This window comes from Cryptosporangium sp. NPDC051539, from assembly GCF_044454545.1.
GTDB lineage: Bacteria > Actinomycetota > Actinomycetes > Mycobacteriales > Cryptosporangiaceae > Cryptosporangium.
In genome coordinates, this window is the sequence record NZ_JBITDV010000001.1 from 702,652 (window position 1) to 718,011 (window position 15,360).

Annotated in this window: 12 protein-coding genes; 1 reads left to right on the forward strand and 11 read right to left on the reverse strand. The window is 71.4% G+C overall.

What is annotated here, in order from left to right; all coding sequences use genetic code 11:
* Positions 1–34: 34 nt before the first annotated feature.
* The gene (locus ACIBZJ_RS03345) at positions 35–1,471 is read left to right on the forward strand and encodes a carboxylesterase/lipase family protein (RefSeq protein ID WP_395924966.1); all 1,437 of its coding nucleotides are present in this window, start codon (positions 35–37) and stop codon (positions 1,469–1,471) included.
* A 40-nt stretch (positions 1,472–1,511) separates the two neighbouring features.
* Here the strand turns inward: ACIBZJ_RS03345 and ACIBZJ_RS03350 are convergent, their stop codons facing one another.
* From ACIBZJ_RS03350 to ACIBZJ_RS03400, 11 genes are all read right to left on the reverse strand, one after another.
* Positions 1,512–2,354, reverse strand: a complete 843-nt coding sequence (locus ACIBZJ_RS03350; protein WP_395924968.1) for a mycofactocin-coupled SDR family oxidoreductase — start codon at positions 2,352–2,354, stop codon at positions 1,512–1,514.
* Positions 2,351–3,193: a mycofactocin-coupled SDR family oxidoreductase gene (locus ACIBZJ_RS03355; RefSeq protein ID WP_395924969.1), complete on the reverse strand. Its 843-nt coding sequence runs from the start codon at positions 3,191–3,193 to the stop codon at positions 2,351–2,353. Before ACIBZJ_RS03355 ends, ACIBZJ_RS03350 begins: the two co-directional genes overlap by 4 nt.
* Before the next feature lie 23 nt (positions 3,194–3,216).
* Positions 3,217–3,912: a helix-turn-helix domain-containing protein gene (locus ACIBZJ_RS03360; RefSeq protein ID WP_395924971.1), complete on the reverse strand. Its 696-nt coding sequence runs from the start codon at positions 3,910–3,912 to the stop codon at positions 3,217–3,219.
* Between the two features lie 66 nt (positions 3,913–3,978).
* Positions 3,979–4,734 carry an SDR family NAD(P)-dependent oxidoreductase gene (locus tag ACIBZJ_RS03365; RefSeq protein ID WP_395924972.1) on the reverse strand — a complete coding sequence of 252 codons (756 nt, stop codon included), beginning with the start codon at positions 4,732–4,734 and terminating at the stop codon, positions 3,979–3,981.
* A gap of 8 nt (positions 4,735–4,742) precedes the next feature.
* Positions 4,743–6,686 carry a pyruvate dehydrogenase complex E1 component subunit beta gene (locus ACIBZJ_RS03370; protein ID WP_395924973.1) on the reverse strand — a complete coding sequence of 648 codons (1,944 nt, stop codon included), beginning with the start codon at positions 6,684–6,686 and terminating at the stop codon, positions 4,743–4,745.
* Complete coding sequence (locus tag ACIBZJ_RS03375; protein WP_395924974.1) at positions 6,683–8,224, reverse strand: AMP-binding protein; 1,542 nt, start codon at positions 8,222–8,224, stop codon at positions 6,683–6,685. Before ACIBZJ_RS03375 ends, ACIBZJ_RS03370 begins: the two co-directional genes overlap by 4 nt.
* Before the next feature lie 28 nt (positions 8,225–8,252).
* Complete coding sequence (locus tag ACIBZJ_RS03380; protein WP_395924975.1) at positions 8,253–9,113, reverse strand: mycofactocin-coupled SDR family oxidoreductase; 861 nt, start codon at positions 9,111–9,113, stop codon at positions 8,253–8,255.
* A 5-nt stretch (positions 9,114–9,118) separates the two neighbouring features.
* Positions 9,119–11,716 carry an ATP-binding cassette domain-containing protein gene (locus ACIBZJ_RS03385; protein WP_395924976.1) on the reverse strand — a complete coding sequence of 866 codons (2,598 nt, stop codon included), beginning with the start codon at positions 11,714–11,716 and terminating at the stop codon, positions 9,119–9,121.
* Between the two features lie 43 nt (positions 11,717–11,759).
* On the reverse strand, positions 11,760–13,049 hold the full coding sequence (locus ACIBZJ_RS03390; protein ID WP_395924977.1) for a substrate-binding domain-containing protein: 1,290 nt from the start codon (positions 13,047–13,049) through the stop codon (positions 11,760–11,762).
* Positions 13,050–13,135: 86 nt separating this feature from the next.
* Positions 13,136–14,152, reverse strand: a complete 1,017-nt coding sequence (locus ACIBZJ_RS03395) for an ABC transporter permease (protein WP_395924978.1) — start codon at positions 14,150–14,152, stop codon at positions 13,136–13,138.
* A 28-nt stretch (positions 14,153–14,180) separates the two neighbouring features.
* The gene (locus ACIBZJ_RS03400; RefSeq protein WP_395924979.1) at positions 14,181–15,137 is read right to left on the reverse strand and encodes an alpha/beta hydrolase; all 957 of its coding nucleotides are present in this window, start codon (positions 15,135–15,137) and stop codon (positions 14,181–14,183) included.
* Positions 15,138–15,360: the final 223 nt, after the last annotated feature.

Below are 15,360 nucleotides of genomic sequence, written 5' to 3' on the forward strand. Positions count from 1 at the left end.
TGACCTAAGTCATCCGACTTGGAACGCTTCCCCCATGAACCTCACCACCCCGCTCGGCACGCTGCGCGGCGATCGGGACGGGCAGCTCGCCGTCTTCCGCGGGATCCCCTACGCCGAACCCCCGGTCGGCCGGCTGCACCTGCGAGCCCCGGTTCCGGCGCCCGGCTGGGACGGCGTCCGCGACGCGGTCGAGTTCGGCCCGCCGCCGCCGCAGTCCGCGCCCTGGGGCAGCGAACCGACGGACGACCCGAACTGGCTGACGCTCAACGTCTGGACCCCCGATCCGGGGGCGGGCGGGCTCCCGGTCCTGGTCTGGATCCACGGCGGCGCCTATCTCATCGGCCACTCGGGCGATCCGCTCTTCGACGGCGCCGCCCTCGCCCGGGAGGGCCTGGTCGTCGTGACGCTGAACTACCGGCTGGGCGTCGAGGGGTTCGTCGAGGTGGACGGGGCGCCGAGCAACCGCGGGCTGCTCGACCAACTGCTGGCGCTGCGCTGGGTCCGGGACAACATCGCCGCGTTCGGCGGCGACCCGGACCGCGTCACGGTGTCCGGCGAGTCGGCCGGCGGTGGTTCGGTCGCGGCGCTGCTGGCGGCCCCGTCCGCCCGCGGGCTGTTCGGCCGCGCGATCGCCGCCAGTCCCCCGGCCGGATTCCTGACCCGCGAGCTGGCCGTGGCCCTGAGCCGGGCGCTGCGCGACCGGATCGGCTCCGGTCCGCTGACCGAGGTCGCCCCGGCCGAGCTGGCCGCCGCCTACGGCGCGTTCGGCGCCGAGCTGCCGCACCGGCCCGACGGCTGGGGTCCGGCCGGCCGGTTGGCCGCGCTCGGCCCGGTCGTCGACGGCGACCTGGTCGAGGACGTGCCCTGGCGGACGCTCGCGGACGGCCGCGCCCGCGACGTCGATCTGCTGGTGACGCACACCCGCGACGAGGGACGCCTGTTCGTCTCGATCAACCGGCAGCTGGGCGTCGAACCACCGGACGACCTCACCGTGCTGGCGCCACCCGCGGTGGTCGACGGGTACCGCCGGGCGTGGCCGTCCGAGCAGGTGCACGAGACGCTCTACTCCGACGTGCTGGTCCGCATGCCGGCCGCGCACCTGGCCGAGGCCCACGCCGGCTCGGGCGGCCGGACGTTCCTGGGTGAGGTGACGGTCGAGTCGCCCGCTCTCGGCGCCTGCCACGGCATCGACGTGCCGCTGGTGTTCGGCACGTACGGCGCCCCGTCCGCGCAACTGCTGCTGGGCGGCGCACCGCCGGACGAGATCCGGGCGGCCGGCGACCGCCTCCGCCGGGCTTGGACCGACTTCGCGCGCCACGGCGACCCGGGCTGGCCCACGTTCGGCGCCCGCGGTGGCCCGACGCGGCTGCTCGGCGTCGACCGGCCTGCCGTCGTCCCCTACCCCGAGGAACGGTCGAGGGCGCTGTGGACCCTCGACCACCTCGGCCCGTTCGGCCTCGGGCCGCGTTGACCTCCGGCCGGCATCGTCGCCCCGGCCGTCGACGCGAGGATCAGCGCAGCGTCGCACCCGCGTCGACGGGGAGGGCGATCCCGGTGATGTAGCGGCTGTCGTCGGAGGCCAGGAACGCCACCACCTTGCTGATGTCGATCGCCTCGACCCAGTCGACCGGCAGCAACCCGGTCGCCCGCGACGCCGCCGCGAACTGCTCCTTGGTCGGATTCTCCTCGTCCGGCACGAACAGGTGGTACATGACGTCGTTCTGGATCATGTCGGTGTCGACCTGCGTCGGGTTCACCGTGTTCACCCGGATGCCGTACGGCGCGAGCTCGGTCGCGAGCGTCCGCATCAGCCCGACCACGCCGTGCTTGGCCGACACGTAGTGCGCCACGTTGGCGTAGGACTTCAGCCCGGCGACCGAGCTGGTCAGGATCAGCGAACCGCCGCGCCCACCGGCCAGGAGGTGCGGGATCGCGACCTTGCAGGTGCGCCAGACGCCGGACAGGTTGACGTCGATCATCTCGCGCCAGGACTGCTCGCTCAGCTCGCCGGCCGGGGAGTCGACCAGCGACCCGGACGACAGGATCCCGGCGTTGGCCGAGACGATGTCGAGCCGGCCGAGCTCGGCGACCCCCTCGTCGACGGCAGCCCGCAGGCTCCCGGTGTCGCGGACGTCGGCCACGCGGGCGACGATCCGCCGGTCCAGCGCCTCGACCTGGCGCACGGTCTCGGCCAGGTCCTCGGGCGTCGCCAGCGGGTACTCGACCGACTCCAGCGGCGCGCAGAGGTCTACCGCGATGATGTCGGCGCCCTCGGCCGCCAGCGTGACCGCGTGGCTGCGGCCCTGCCCCCGGGCGGCGCCGGTGATGAACGCGACTTTGCCGTCGAGTCTCATTTCGCCAGCACCCCCGCGTCGACCGGCAGACCGACGCCGGTGATGAAGCGCGCCTGGTCGGAGGCCAGGAACACCAGTGCGTCGCTGACGTCGCCGGGCTCCACCCAGGGGGTGGCGAGCAGCATGCCCTCCTGCGACGCGACCGCGAACTGCTCCTTCGTGGGGTTCTCCACGTCGGGCAGGAACAGCTGGTAGATCAGCGGGTTCATGATCATCGGCGTGTCCACCTGGGTGGGGTTCACCGCGTTGACCCGGATGTTGTGCCCGGCCAGCTCCTGGGCGAGGGTCTTGGTGAGGCCCATCAGCGCGTGCTTGGCCGAGACGTAGTGCGCGATGCCGCCGTACGGCCGCAGACCGGCGACCGAACTCGTGATCACGATCGCGCCGCCACCGGCCGCGATCAGGTGCGGCGCGGCCACCTTGCAGGTGAGCCAGACCCCGGTCAGGTTGACGTCGATGAGGTCCTGCCACATCCCGTCTTCCATCTCCCAGGTCGGGATGCCTCCGCTGTGGATCCCGGCGTTGGCCGAGACGATGTCCAGCCGCCCGAGCTCGGCCACCGCGGCACCCACGGCCGCGGCCAGCCCGGAGGAGTCCCGGACATCGGCCACGACCCGGACGGCCCGGCGGTCCTGGGCCTCGACGAGCCGGACCGTCTCGTCCAGATCCTCCGGCGTCGCCATCGGGTAGGGCACGGTGTCGATCTGCCGGCAGATGTCGACGGCGACGACGTCCGCGCCCTCGGCGGCCAGCCGGACCGCGTGGCTGCGTCCCTGGCCCCTGGCGGCGCCGGTGATCAACGCGACCTTGCCTTCGAACGGTCTGTGGGCGTGCGTCATCGCCACTCCTTCCGGTGGGTGAATCAGAGAACGGGCGTGCCGCCCCGCCCGACGACCATCCAGAGCGACACCGAGTCGCGGTCGGCCGGATTGTGCAGCCGGTGCGGGGTCATCGAGGCGAAGCTGATCGAATCGCCCGCGTTGAGCTGGTAGTGGTTGAAACCCACCTGGACCTCGAGTGTCCCCGAGATCACGTAGCCGTACTCGTGGCCGCGGTGGTGGATCATGTTGTCGACCGGGCAGGACTCGCCACCCGGCGCGTACACCACGTGCAGGAAGTCGTTGTCGGGGTCGTGGTCGGCGGTCAGGCGGCCCCAGACCGCGTTGCCCATCCGTAACTCGTGACGGCGATCGGAGCGCTGCACCGGCGAACCGGGCTCGTAGTTGGCGGCCGCTTCGCCGAACGGGCGCAGCATCCCGCGCTGGACCAGGGCGAGGCGCTCGTCGGGCACCGGCACCGCCTCGGCCAGCACCGGGACCGCCTGGCCGATCGGCATCAGGTCGTCGAGCGGGACGCCGAGCTCGCTGGCGATCGAGTACAGCGTGCCGACCGACGGCTTGGTCCGCCCCAGCTCCACTTGCGAGATGAAGCTCGGGGACACGTCGACGCGCCGCGCCATCTCGCGCACGGAGATGCCGGCCGCCTGCCGTGCCCGGCGCAGTTGCTGACCTACGCCTTCCAGCGGAGACTCCGCCGGAACCTCTGAGTCGCTGCCCACCCCGTAGTCCTTCCTACCCGGCCCCGAAGTGTGCTCCGTGACCCCGACACTTTTACACCCAGCGGCCTAGGGCAGGAGCCAGCCGCCATCCACGGTGAACGCGGAGCCGTGGATGAAGTCGGCCTCGTCGCTGGCCAGGAATAGTGCCATGTGGGCGATCTCCTCGGGCTTGCCCCAGCGTCCGGCCGGGGTGCCGGCGATCGCTTCGTCGACGTGCGGGTTGCGGCCCTCGGGCGTCATCAGGTGGTCGGTCATGCCGGTGTGGATCGCGCCGGGGCAGATCGCGTTGGCGCGCACGCCGCGCTTGCCGTAGTCGAACGCGAGCTGCTTGGTCAGGCCGAGCACGGCGTGCTTGGACGCGGTGTAGGCCGCGCCACCGCCGCCGGCCACGAACGACGAGATCGACGCCGTGTTGATGATGCAGCCCTTGCCCTGGGCGAGCATCGGGCCCAGCGCCGCGCGGGAGAAGAAGAACGGCCCGTTGAGGTTGATGCCGAGGGTCCGGTTCCAGAGCTCGTCGGACGTTTCGTCGGCCGGCGTGTAGTCGTCGAGCACGCCGGCGTTGTTGCAGAGGATGTCGAGCCGGCCGAACCGCGCGACGGTCTCGGCGACGACGCGCTCCACGTCGGCCTTGTTGGACACGTCGGCGGTCTGGGCGACGCTCCGGCCGTCGTCGAGGAGCTTCACGGTCTCCTGCGCGGCGTCGGCCCTGACGTCCACCGCGACGACGGTGGCGCCGTTCGCGCTGAACTCGCCTGCCATCGCGCGGCCCATGCCGGAACCCGCTCCGGTGATGACGGCGATGCGTCCGTCGAGCTTCATGTCGTCTCCTAACGATCCGCAGCCAGCGAGCGGGCTGCGCGGATGATGTCGTGCTCGGTCGGGATCCAGGTGCGTTCGAGGCTCGGCGCGTAGGGGGCCGGCGTGGACGGCGCGCCGACCCGGACGACCGGGGCGTCGAGCGACCAGAAGCCCTCGTCGACCGCGAGCGCGGCCAGTTCGGCGCCGACGCCGAACTCGGCCACCGCCTCGTGGACGATCAGCAGGCGGTTCGTCTTGGCCAGCGACGCCAGGACCGTCTCGCGGTCCAGCGGCACGATCGTCCGCAGGTCGATCACCTCGGCGTCGATGCCCTCGGTGGCCAGTTGCTCGGCCGCGGCCGACGCCAGCTGCGCCATCCGCGACCACGACACGATCGTGAGGTGCTCCCCCGGCCGGACGATCCGCGCCCGGCCCAGCGGCACCCGGTGCTCCGGCGACGGCATCGGCCCTTTGCGCTCGTAGAGCAGCCGGTTCTCGATGAACACGACCGGGTTGTCGTCCTCGATCGCCGTGCGCAGCAGCCCGTAGGCGTCGTCGGGTGAACTCGGCATCACGACGGTCATTCCGGGCAGGTGCGCGAGCAACGTCTCCAGGCTCTGCGAGTGCTGGCTGCCGGACGAGCGTCCGGATCCGAACTGCGTCCGCACCACCATCGGGACGGTGACCGCGCCGCCGGTCATGAACGGCAGCTTCGCCGCCTGGTTCATCAGCTGGTCCAGGCAGACGCCGAGGAAGTCCAGATACATCAGCTCGACGACGGGCCGCAGGCCGGCCATCGCGGCGCCGACGCCCAGCCCCATGATCGCGGTCTCGGCGATCGGGGTGTCGAGCACCCGCCCCGGCCATTTCCCGGCCAGGCCGCGGGTCAGCCCGAAGACGTTCCCGCCGGCCACGTCGATGCCGGCCAGGAACACCGCGGGGTCGTCGGCCAGCGCGTCGTCGAGCGCCTGGCGCAGGACGCGGGAGGTCGAGACGTCCCGGTCGCCGATCGATCCGGCCGGTCGCTCGTCGAACGTCCGGTGCGCGACGATCACGTAGTCGCGGGCGGACGCCGGGTCCGGCTCCGGCGAATCGGTCGCGAACTTCTCCGCCGCGGCCACCGTCCGCTCCACGTCGTCGTCGACCTCGTCGAGGTCGGCGGCGCCGAGCGCGGCCAGCCGCTGACGGGTGACGACGAGCGGGTCGGACGCGTCCTGCTCACCGGCGCGGTACTTCTGCGGATCGCCCTCGTAGTGGCCGCGGACCCGCAGGGTGACGGCTTCGACCAGCTGCGGACCCCCACCGGAGCGCAGCTGGTCGAAGACGTCGGACATCGTGGCCTCGACGGCCTCGACGTCGTTTCCGTCGACACGCCGGAACGGCATGCCGTAAGCGCCCGCGCGGGCGGCGATCGGCACCGGGTGCTGGTCGTCGGTCCGGGAGAACTCCGAGTACCCGTTGTTCTCGCAGACGAACACGACCGGGAGCCGCCAGAGCGCGGCCAGGTTCAGCGACTCGTGGAACGCGCCGGTGGCGACCGCGCCGTCGCCGAAGAACGCGATCGCGATCGTGCCGTCACCCCGCTGCCGCAGCGCGTGCGCGGCCCCGGTGGCGATCGGCAGACCGGCGCCGACGATGCCGTTCGCGCCGAATATCCCCAGCGCCGGGTCGGCGACGTGCATCGAACCGCCGCGGCCTCGGTTGGCGCCGGTCTCCTTGCCCATCAGCTCGGCGAACATCCGGGCCGGGTCGAGTCCCTTGGCCAGGACGTGCCCGTGCCCGCGGTGGGTGGAGGTGATGACGTCCTCGCGGCGGGCCCGGAACAGCGTCCCGACCGCGACCGCCTCCTGGCCGACCGAGGTGTGCACGAATCCGGGGATCAGGCCCTGGGCGTAGAGCGTCCCGATGCGCTCCTCCATGCGGCGGATCAGGCGCATCCGGCGGTACGCGTCGAGCAGTTCGTCGCGGTTCATCGACGCTCACCGCGTCCGGCGGCCAGCTCGGTGGCGGCCTCGCCGCGGAGCCGGAACTTCTGGATCTTGCCGCTGGGCGTGCGGGGTAACCGGTCGACGACCAGCAGGTACTCCGGGAGCTTGTGCTTGGCGATGTCGTGCGTCAGCAGGTACGCGCTCAGCTGCGGCAGCGTCGGCGCGGTCCCCTTCGCGACGACGAACGCGCAGGCCCGTTCGCCCAGCACGTCGTCGGGCACGCCGACCACCGCGACGTCGCTCACCGCCGGGTGGTCGAGCAGGTAGTCCTCGATCTCCTTGACGCCGATGTTCTCGCCGCCCCGGACGATGATGTCCTTGGCCCGGCCGGAGATCGTCACCGCACCGTCCGCGCCGAGCGTGGCCAGGTCGCCGGTGCGGAACCAGCCGTCGGGGGTGATCGCGCCGGCCGTGTGCGCCGGGTCCAGGTAGCCGAGGAACAGCTCCGGTCCGCGCACCTCCAAGCCGCCGAGGTCGTCGACCCGGGCCTGCGACGAACCGGTGAGCCGCCCGTCGGTCTCGAACCGCACGTGTTCCGGATCGTCCGGCCCGCCGCAGGTGACGGTCGGCATCTCGGTCAGCCCGTAGGCCCGGGTGACGACCGCGTCCAGCACGGACGTCGCCCGCCGCACCAGCGCGGACGGGATGTCGGCGCCGCCGCAGGCGAAGCTCGCCAGCGCCGACGTGGTGCCGCGCCGCTCGTACTCGTCGGTCAGGCCGCGCAGGAACGGCGTCGCGCCGACGCAGAACGTGCAGCCGTGCCGTTCGATCAGGTCGGCCCCGGCCGCCGCGTCCCACTCGGCCTGCAGCACGACCGACCCGTCGATCAGCAGCGGCATCATGACGCCGTAGACCAGGCCGGTGACGTGCCCGACCGGCGACGGCATGTACACGGCGTCACCGGCCAGCGCGAACAGCCGGGCGATCGACCAGGCGTCGGCCAGCAGCGTCCGGTGGCTGTGCAGGACGCCCTTGGGAGTGCCGGTGGTGCCCGAGGTGAACATCAGCACGCACACGTCGTCCAGCCCGGCGTCCAGCTCGGGTTCCTCGTCGACCGGAGGCGTGGTGACGGATCCCCGGACGGTGAGGACCGGGACGTCGGAGGAGGCCCTCCGGACCAGGGCCGGGTGGTCGGTCCCCCGGTAGGACTCCGGGACCACGAACGCTGCCACCTCGACGGCCGCGACGATCCTGGTCAGCTCGGCCGAGCGGTAGTTCACCGGCACCGGGCAGAGCACCGCGCCCATCCCCCACACGGCGTGGGCCAGCGCGACCGCCTCCCACCAGTTCGGCAGCTGGACGCACACCACGTCACCGCGGCGCACGCCGGCGTGGCGCAGGCGGGCCTGCTCGGCCGCGACGACGGCCAGCAGACCGGCGCCGTCCAGCGTGTGTTCACCGTCGATCACCTGCACGCGGCCGGGATCGACGGCCGCGAGTGCGGCGAGCACAGCCGGTGTGGACGCCGGGATCGTCTCGGCTTCCGGGAACCGGACCGGTGAAACCCAGGTGGGCGTGATCATCGGCGTCCTCCTCTCGGGCGATCGGGGGTCAGAGCGAGCGAACCGGGTTGGGGTTCGAGCCCGGCAGCACCGCGTGGCCGCCGTCGACCGGCAGCGCGACGCCGGTGATGTCGCGGGCGTCGTCGGAGGCGAGGAACACCACCGAGCGGCTGATCGAGCTCGGGGACAGCAGGCCGCGACCGGCCAGGCTCGACCAGTGGTAGGCGTTGTCCGCGCGCTCCTGCGGCGTGCCGCCTTCGTGACCGGCGATGAAGTCGTACGACCCCGGCCAGTCGTTCATCTTCGTGTCGACGATGCCGGGGCAGACCGCGTTGCAGCGGATGTTGAACTCGCCCAGCTCGACCGCGGCGTTGCGCATCAGGCCCAGCACGCCGTGCTTGGCCGCGACGTAGTGGGTCATGCCCGCGCCGGCCTCGAAGCCGTTGACCGAGGAGGTCAGCACGATCGCACCGCTCTTCTGGGCGATCATCTGGGGCACCACGGCCTTCACCGTGCGCCAGGCCCCGGTCAGGTTGACCGCGAGCATCTCCTCCCACTGGGCGTCGGTGATCTCCCAGAGCTTGCCCAGCGCCCAGATGCCGGCGTTCGCGGCCAGGATGTCGATCCGGCCGAACTCGGCGACGCCCCGGGCCACGGCGTCGTCCAGGCCGGCGCTGTCGCGGACGTCGCACTCGATGGCCAGCACCCGGCGGTCCAGCGCCTCGACGTCCTTGGCGGTGGCCGCCAGCTCGTCCGGGGTGCCGAGCGGGTAGGGAGCGGTGTCGATGTCGGCGCAGACGTCCAGCGCGATGACGTCGGCTCCGGCCTCGGCCAGCGCGAGCGCGTGCGAGCGGCCCTGGCCGCGGGCGGCACCGGTGACGAGGGCGACTTTGCCGGTGAGGTCAGCCATTTTTCCTACTTTCCGGATCGGAGGAACTTCGGGGACGGCAGCAGCGCGGAGAGCCGGGACGACCCGACGATCAGCGCGAGCACCGTGAGGACGCCGACCGCGATGAGGTAGCCACCGGTCGGGAGGTTGACGAACGGGATGAAGTCCTGGACCTCGGCGACGAACAGTGCCCCGAGCACGCAGCCGATGGCCGAGCCGCGGCCCCCGGCGAGCAGCGCGCCGCCGATCACCGGCACCGCGATCGAGAGCAGCGTGTAGCCGGAGCCGGAGTTCGGGTCACCGACGCCGGTCTGCGAGGCCAGCGCGACCGAGCCGAGGCCGGCGATCGCGCCGCCGACGACGTACATCGTGGCGCGGAACCGGCCGGACCGGACGCCGAGCTGCGAGGCCCGCACCGCCGAGTAGCCGACCGCCCGCGACCGCAGGCCACCCCGGGTGGAGTTGACGTAGACGTCGATCACGACCGCCAGCACCACGACCACCAGGAACATGATCGGGATGTAGGCGACGCCCTGGTCGAAGACCGTGGCCAGGTCGACGTTGATCAGCCCGCCGGGCTCCGGCCGCAGCATCCGGCCGACGCCGAGGAACACGCCGAGCGTCGCGATCGTGGCGATCACCGCGGTGATGCGCAGTGCGACGACGAGGATCGCGTTGATCGCGCCCAAGGCCGCGCCGGCGACGATCGCGACGACGAACAGCAGCCCGGGCGACGTGTGGGGCAGGAACGAGAGCAGCACGACGATCAGCCCCATCATCGAGCCGATCGACGCGTCGATCTCCCCCACCAGCAGCACCGGTAACTGGGCCAGCGCGGCGAGCGCGAGCGGAATGCACAGCGTCAGGACCGCGGTCATGTTGCCGACGGTGCCGAACTGCGGATCCTTCGCCGTCCCGTAGATCCAGACCGCGACCAGCAGGACCGCGAGCAGCACGAACGTCGCCGGGGTGAACGTCAGCTGGCGGCGGGGCCGGGGACCGCGACGGCGGCGAATCTCCTCGACCGGCTCGGCCTCGGCCTGGGCCTGCGCCTCTTCCCGGGCTTCCTCTTCGTCCTTCGCGGTGGTGAACGCGTGGACGATCGCCTCTTCGGTCACTTCCTCGTCGGCGAGCTCGGCGACCCGGCGGCCCCGGGCCATCACGATCACCCGGTCGGCCAGCAGCCGCAGCTCGCTGGCGTCGCTCGAGGTGAACACGACCGACGTGCCGCGGTCGGCGACCTCGACCAGCGAGCGGTAGATGTCGAACCGGGACCGGACGTCGACGCCCTCGGTCGGTTCCTCGATCAGCAGCACCTTGGGGTCGCGGGCCACGGCCCGGCCGATCGCGACCTTCTGCTGGTTGCCGCCGGACAGCGTGGCCACCGGCTGTTCGATCGAGCCGCGAGCCAGGCCGTAGCGGTCGGCGAGCTCGGTCGCCCGTGCGGTCTCGCGGCGCCGGCCGATCCAGCTCCACCAGTGGCCCGAGCTCGCGGATCCGGCCAGCGTGTAGTTCTCCCGGATCGAGAGCAGGCTCGAGAGCGACTCCTCGCGACGGTCGGAGGAGACGAACACCGCCTCGACGCCGACCGCGGCCTCGGCCTTGCGCAGCGGCGTCCCGTCGATCGTCACGTCTCCGCCGGTGAGGCCGTCGCCGGCCAGCGCGCGGATCAGTTCGGCCTGGCCGTTGCCGGCCGCGCCGCCGATGCCGACGATCTCGCCGCGGCGGACCGTGAGGTCGACCGGTCCGCAGGCGTCCGCACGGACCTTCACCGCGTCGAGCAGCACCGGCCGGTCGCCGCCCTGGGCGCTGACCCGCCGGGTGAACGCGGTGACCTCGCGCCCGGCCATCTGCCGGACCAGTTCCTCGGTGGTGGCGCCGGCGGTGGGCGGCTCGGCGACCAGGACGCCGTCCCGCAGGACCGTGATGTCGCTGGTCACCGCCAGTACTTCGTGCAGGCGGTGGGTCACGAAGATGACGCAGGCCCCGTCGGCCGCCGCCTCGCGCATCCGGCCGAGGACGAACTCGACGCCCCGCTCGTCCAGCGAGGACGTCGACTCGTCGAACAGGATGACGTCGGGCTTGCGGGCGAGCACGGCGGCGATCTCGACGAGCCGCTTCTCGTTGTTGGGCAGGTCGCCGGTGCGGGTGTGCACGTCGACGTCGGCCAGCCGGGCCTCGTCGAGCAGCGTGCGGTGCCAGGCTTTGTCGCCGTCCGGGCGCCGGTCGGTCTCGACGATCAGGTCGAGGTTCTGGGCGACGGTCAGCTCGTCGATGAGCGAGCCGTCCTGGTAGACGCAGGCGATCCGGACGTCGGGGCGGACCGTGCGCCCGGTTCCGGACGTGTCGGCGACCGTGGTGCCGTCGAACGTCACCCGGCCCTCGTCGGCCCGGTGGATGCCCGCGACGATCTTGACGAACGTCGACTTGCCGGAGCCGTTCTCGCCGATCAGGCCGTGCACGGTGCCGCGGCGGAACGTGGTGGACATACCGCTCAGCGCCACCGTCGATCCGAAGATCTTGGTGAGCCCGTCGGCGGTCAGGCCTTCGGAGGGCGAGGGTGAGGTCACCGGATCGCCGGTGAGTGTGGACTGACTACCTTCGGACGGCCCGGTGGACCTCATCCCTCGCTCCTCCTCTGCACTGTGGGTGGGTGGACGTCGCGGCTCAGCCGGCGCTGAGGACCTGGGTGAGCAGCGCGTCCGGCATCAGCGTCGGGCCGGGGGCGTTCGCCGGCTGGTCGGCGAGGTAGTCGCCCTTCTTGGCCGGCACGAACGGCAGCGGGAACGCGAGGACCGGCTTGACGTCCTTGCCCTGCAGGTGGTTCATCACCGCGGCGAGCGCGATCGCGCCCTCGAAGTTGATGCTGCTGGAGTAGGCCAGCTGCCACTCCTGCGGAGTGCCCTGGTCCTTCTCCCACATCTGCAGGAGCGAGTTGTCCGACGTCCAGGTCACCTGGGCCGGGATCTTGACCTTGGCCTTCTGGTAGGTCTGGACGATGTTGACGGTCTGCTTCGCGTAGTCGTAGAGCACCGCGTCGACCTGCTTGCCGGTCGAGATCAGGGCCGTGGTGGCCGAGACCGCGCCGCCCTCGGTCCAGCTGGTGTTCGACTTGTTGACGACCTTGACCGCCGGCGCGTTCTTCGCGAACCACGACTCGGCGCACTTCTGCCAGCCGGCGCCCTGCGGGTTACCGGGGGTGCCGGTGAAGAACGCGACGTTGCCCTTGTTGCCGAGCATCTTCGCGGTGGTTTCCGCCATCTGGTTGCCGTCGTCGCAGAAGTCCGAGGCGACCTGGGTCACGACCGCTTCGGTGGCGTCCGGGCCGGGCACACCGCCGTAGGCGGCGACCGGGATGCCCTTGGCCGTGGCCTGCTGGTAGGACGCCGTCATGGCCGGGCCGAAGTCGTCGTAGGTGACGATCGCGGTGACCTTGCGGGTGATCAGCGTCTGCAGGTTGGCCTGCATCGTCTGCAGGTTGCCGTCGGCCTGCAGGTAGATGACCGTGCCGATGTTCGGGTACGACGTGGCCTGCAGCGTGATCTGCGCGCGGGTGATGTGCCGCCAGAGGTCGGAGCCGGCGCCGTCGAGGATCGCCAGCGTCTGGTTGCCCTTGCCGATCTTGCAGGTCGGTTGGTCGAAGCAGGCGGCCGCGGCCTTGATCTGCGCGTCCGAGTACTCCCGGCCGGCTTCCTCGAGCCCCTGGACGATCGTGGGGTCGAGCTGGTCGGCGGTCACCGTGTCGGTGAGGAACGCCTTCTTCAGGATCGCGGTCCGCTCCGCGTCGGTGGTGGTGAGCGGCGTCGAGGCGAACTTCGACGCGTCCCCGCCACTACTGCTGGTCGTGCTGGACGAGGACGACGTGCAGCCGGACAGTGCGGCGGCGGCGACGACCGCCGTGCCGGTGATCGCTACCAACGCCTTCAATCGGCGGCGGGAGATCAGGAACGGGACCACGGTGACCCTCTTCTCTCATCGAAGTGACGTACGTGCTTCGCCGACGAGGTGGGGCGTCGGCCGTGGCGTGCGGGTGGTGGGTGCGGTTACGGGGTGGGGGCGGCGCGGCGCCGGCGCAGCGCGCGGACGGCTCCGAGGCCGGTGGCGAGCATCGCCAGGACCAGCACGGCACCCTGGATCACGCCCTGGGTACCGGCCGCGGCGCCGGTGGCGGCGACGTCCTGGTTGATGAACGACAGGAACACGGCGCCGGCCAGCGTCGCGCCGGGGTGGAGGCGTCCGCCGGACAGCGCGGCGCCGCCGAGGACCACCACGACGATCGTGGAGAGCTGGTAGACGTCGCCCAGCGACAGCGTCGGGGTGCCGATGCTGCCGACGAGCAGGACGCCGCCGATGCTGTACAGCAGCGACGCCACGACGTAGGTGGCCGCCCGGTACCGGCGTACGCCGACGCCCTGGTACCGGCTGGCCCGCGGGCTGGTGCTGGCGGCGGTGAGCCGCCGTCCGACCGCGGTGTAGCTGAGGATCACGCTGGTGAGCAGCACCAGGACCACCGACGCGAGCAGGATGTAGCTGATCCCGCGCCCGAACGTGGCCCCGGTGACGTCCTTCCAGCCGTTCGGTACCGCGAGGCGGTTGGCGCCGCCCGAGTACCAGATGCTCGCGAGCCCGGCCATGACCTGGCCGGTCGCGAGCGTCGAGACGAGCGGCGACAGACCGAGGTACTCGATCAGGAATCCGTTGACGACCCCGCAGAGCAGACCGGCCGCCAGCGAGTAGACCAGCGCGCGGCCGATCGACCCGTCGGCCTCCCCGGCCTGCTGGACGAAGATCACGCCCACGACCGTGACGACCGACGAGACGCTCAGGTCGATGCCGCCGGTGCCGATGACCAGCGACTGTCCCAGTGAGGCGATGACCAGCACACCGAGCAGCGGCGTCATCGTGGCCAGCCCGCCGAACGCGATGCTGCTGGGCCAGATGATCACGCTGACGACGAGCATCAGCAGGGCCACCACCCACGGCACCGCGACCGGTCCGCCGCGCCAGCGCAGGTCCGTCCACTTCGACCCGGCCGGCCGCTCCACCGTCTGACTAGTCATCGCCGCTCTCCCTCCGGTGAACCGCGGATCAGCTCTTGTACTTGCTGATCTGGTTCTCGACGGTCGGGAGCTCACGCAGGTGGCGGTCGAACCAGGAACCGGCGGCCGCTGCGGCGTAGTCCAGCGCGGTGACGTTGCTGTACAGCGTCATGTGGTCGGTGGCGGGGAGGACGACGAGCTCCTTCTTCGAGCTCGGGATCGCCTTGAACGCGGCGATCTCCTGGTCCCACATCGTGATGTCGTCGGCGTCGGCGACGATCATCATCACCGGCTTGTCGATCAGCCGCGGCGCGAACGTCGAGGCGTCGTACTCCATCAGCATCTCGAGCGACGCGACCGTGTTGCGGTGCTCGTGCCGGGGCGCCTGGGTGGCCTTGAGCTCGTTGAACACGGCCAGCACGTCGTTGTCGGGCCAGACCGAGAACGAGTCGTCGGGGTTGGCCGGCACGCCGGACATGGCCATGTAGCCGTACTCGCCGGTCTCGGTGCGCTTGGCCCGGTCTTCGGCGACGAACGCGTTGAGTTTGCGGAACCGGTCGGTCCCGTGCATCCGCCACATCGTCTCGTGACCGTCGATGACCGGGACGTTCGAGACGACGGCCTTCACCCGCGGGTCGGTGGCGCCGACGATCAGCACGTGGCCGCCGCTGTACGAGATGCCCCAGATGCCGATCCGGTCGGCGTCGAGCTCGGGCTGGTTGGACGCGAACGTGATCGCGTTCTTGTAGTCCTCGATCTGGTCCCACGGGTCGATGTGCTGGCGGGGCTCACCGGCGCTGGCGCCCATCCGGCGGTAGTCGAAGATCAGCGCCGCGAACCCCCGCTGAACGAACTCGGCGGCGTACTGCGGCTGCCGTAATTCCTTCACGTAGCACCAGCCGCCGGCCATCACGACGACTGGGAACGGGCCTTCGCCCTCGGGCAGGAGCAGGTCGCCGCGGACGGTTTCCCCGCCGCTGATGAACTCGATCTCACGCTGCGCCACAGCGGACCTCCAGTCAGTGGATGCGCGAAACAGACGTCCGGGAACGCGGATGTCTCGACGCCTCGGTACGGACCGCAGCGGGACGACGAATACGTGAAGCCGCTTCGGTGGGCGAAAAAGTAGCCTGGCTCACACGGGGTGTCAATCGCTGCTTCACAGTGAATCCCCGGTACCGGCATCCTTATCCGGTGAAAGCGCGCCATCCGCGCGTATGCCGAGGAGT

Bases quoted from the DNA above. Each gene is read 5' to 3' on its own strand.
- ACIBZJ_RS03365 (WP_395924972.1), bottom strand. From the start codon at position 4,734: ATGAAGCTCGACGGACGCATCGCCGTCATCACCGGAGCGGGTTCCGGC.
- ACIBZJ_RS03370 (WP_395924973.1), bottom strand. From the start codon at position 6,686: ATGAACCGCGACGAACTGCTCGACGCGTACCGCCGGATGCGCCTGATC.
- ACIBZJ_RS03395 (WP_395924978.1), bottom strand. From the start codon at position 14,152: ATGACTAGTCAGACGGTGGAGCGGCCGGCCGGGTCGAAGTGGACGGAC.
- ACIBZJ_RS03355 (WP_395924969.1), bottom strand. From the start codon at position 3,193: ATGACGCACGCCCACAGACCGTTCGAAGGCAAGGTCGCGTTGATCACC.
- ACIBZJ_RS03345 (WP_395924966.1), top strand. From the start codon at position 35: ATGAACCTCACCACCCCGCTCGGCACGCTGCGCGGCGATCGGGACGGG.
- ACIBZJ_RS03385 (WP_395924976.1), bottom strand. From the start codon at position 11,716: ATGAGGTCCACCGGGCCGTCCGAAGGTAGTCAGTCCACACTCACCGGC.
- ACIBZJ_RS03350 (WP_395924968.1), bottom strand. From the start codon at position 2,354: ATGAGACTCGACGGCAAAGTCGCGTTCATCACCGGCGCCGCCCGGGGG.
- ACIBZJ_RS03380 (WP_395924975.1), bottom strand. From the start codon at position 9,113: ATGGCTGACCTCACCGGCAAAGTCGCCCTCGTCACCGGTGCCGCCCGC.
- ACIBZJ_RS03375 (WP_395924974.1), bottom strand. From the start codon at position 8,224: ATGATCACGCCCACCTGGGTTTCACCGGTCCGGTTCCCGGAAGCCGAG.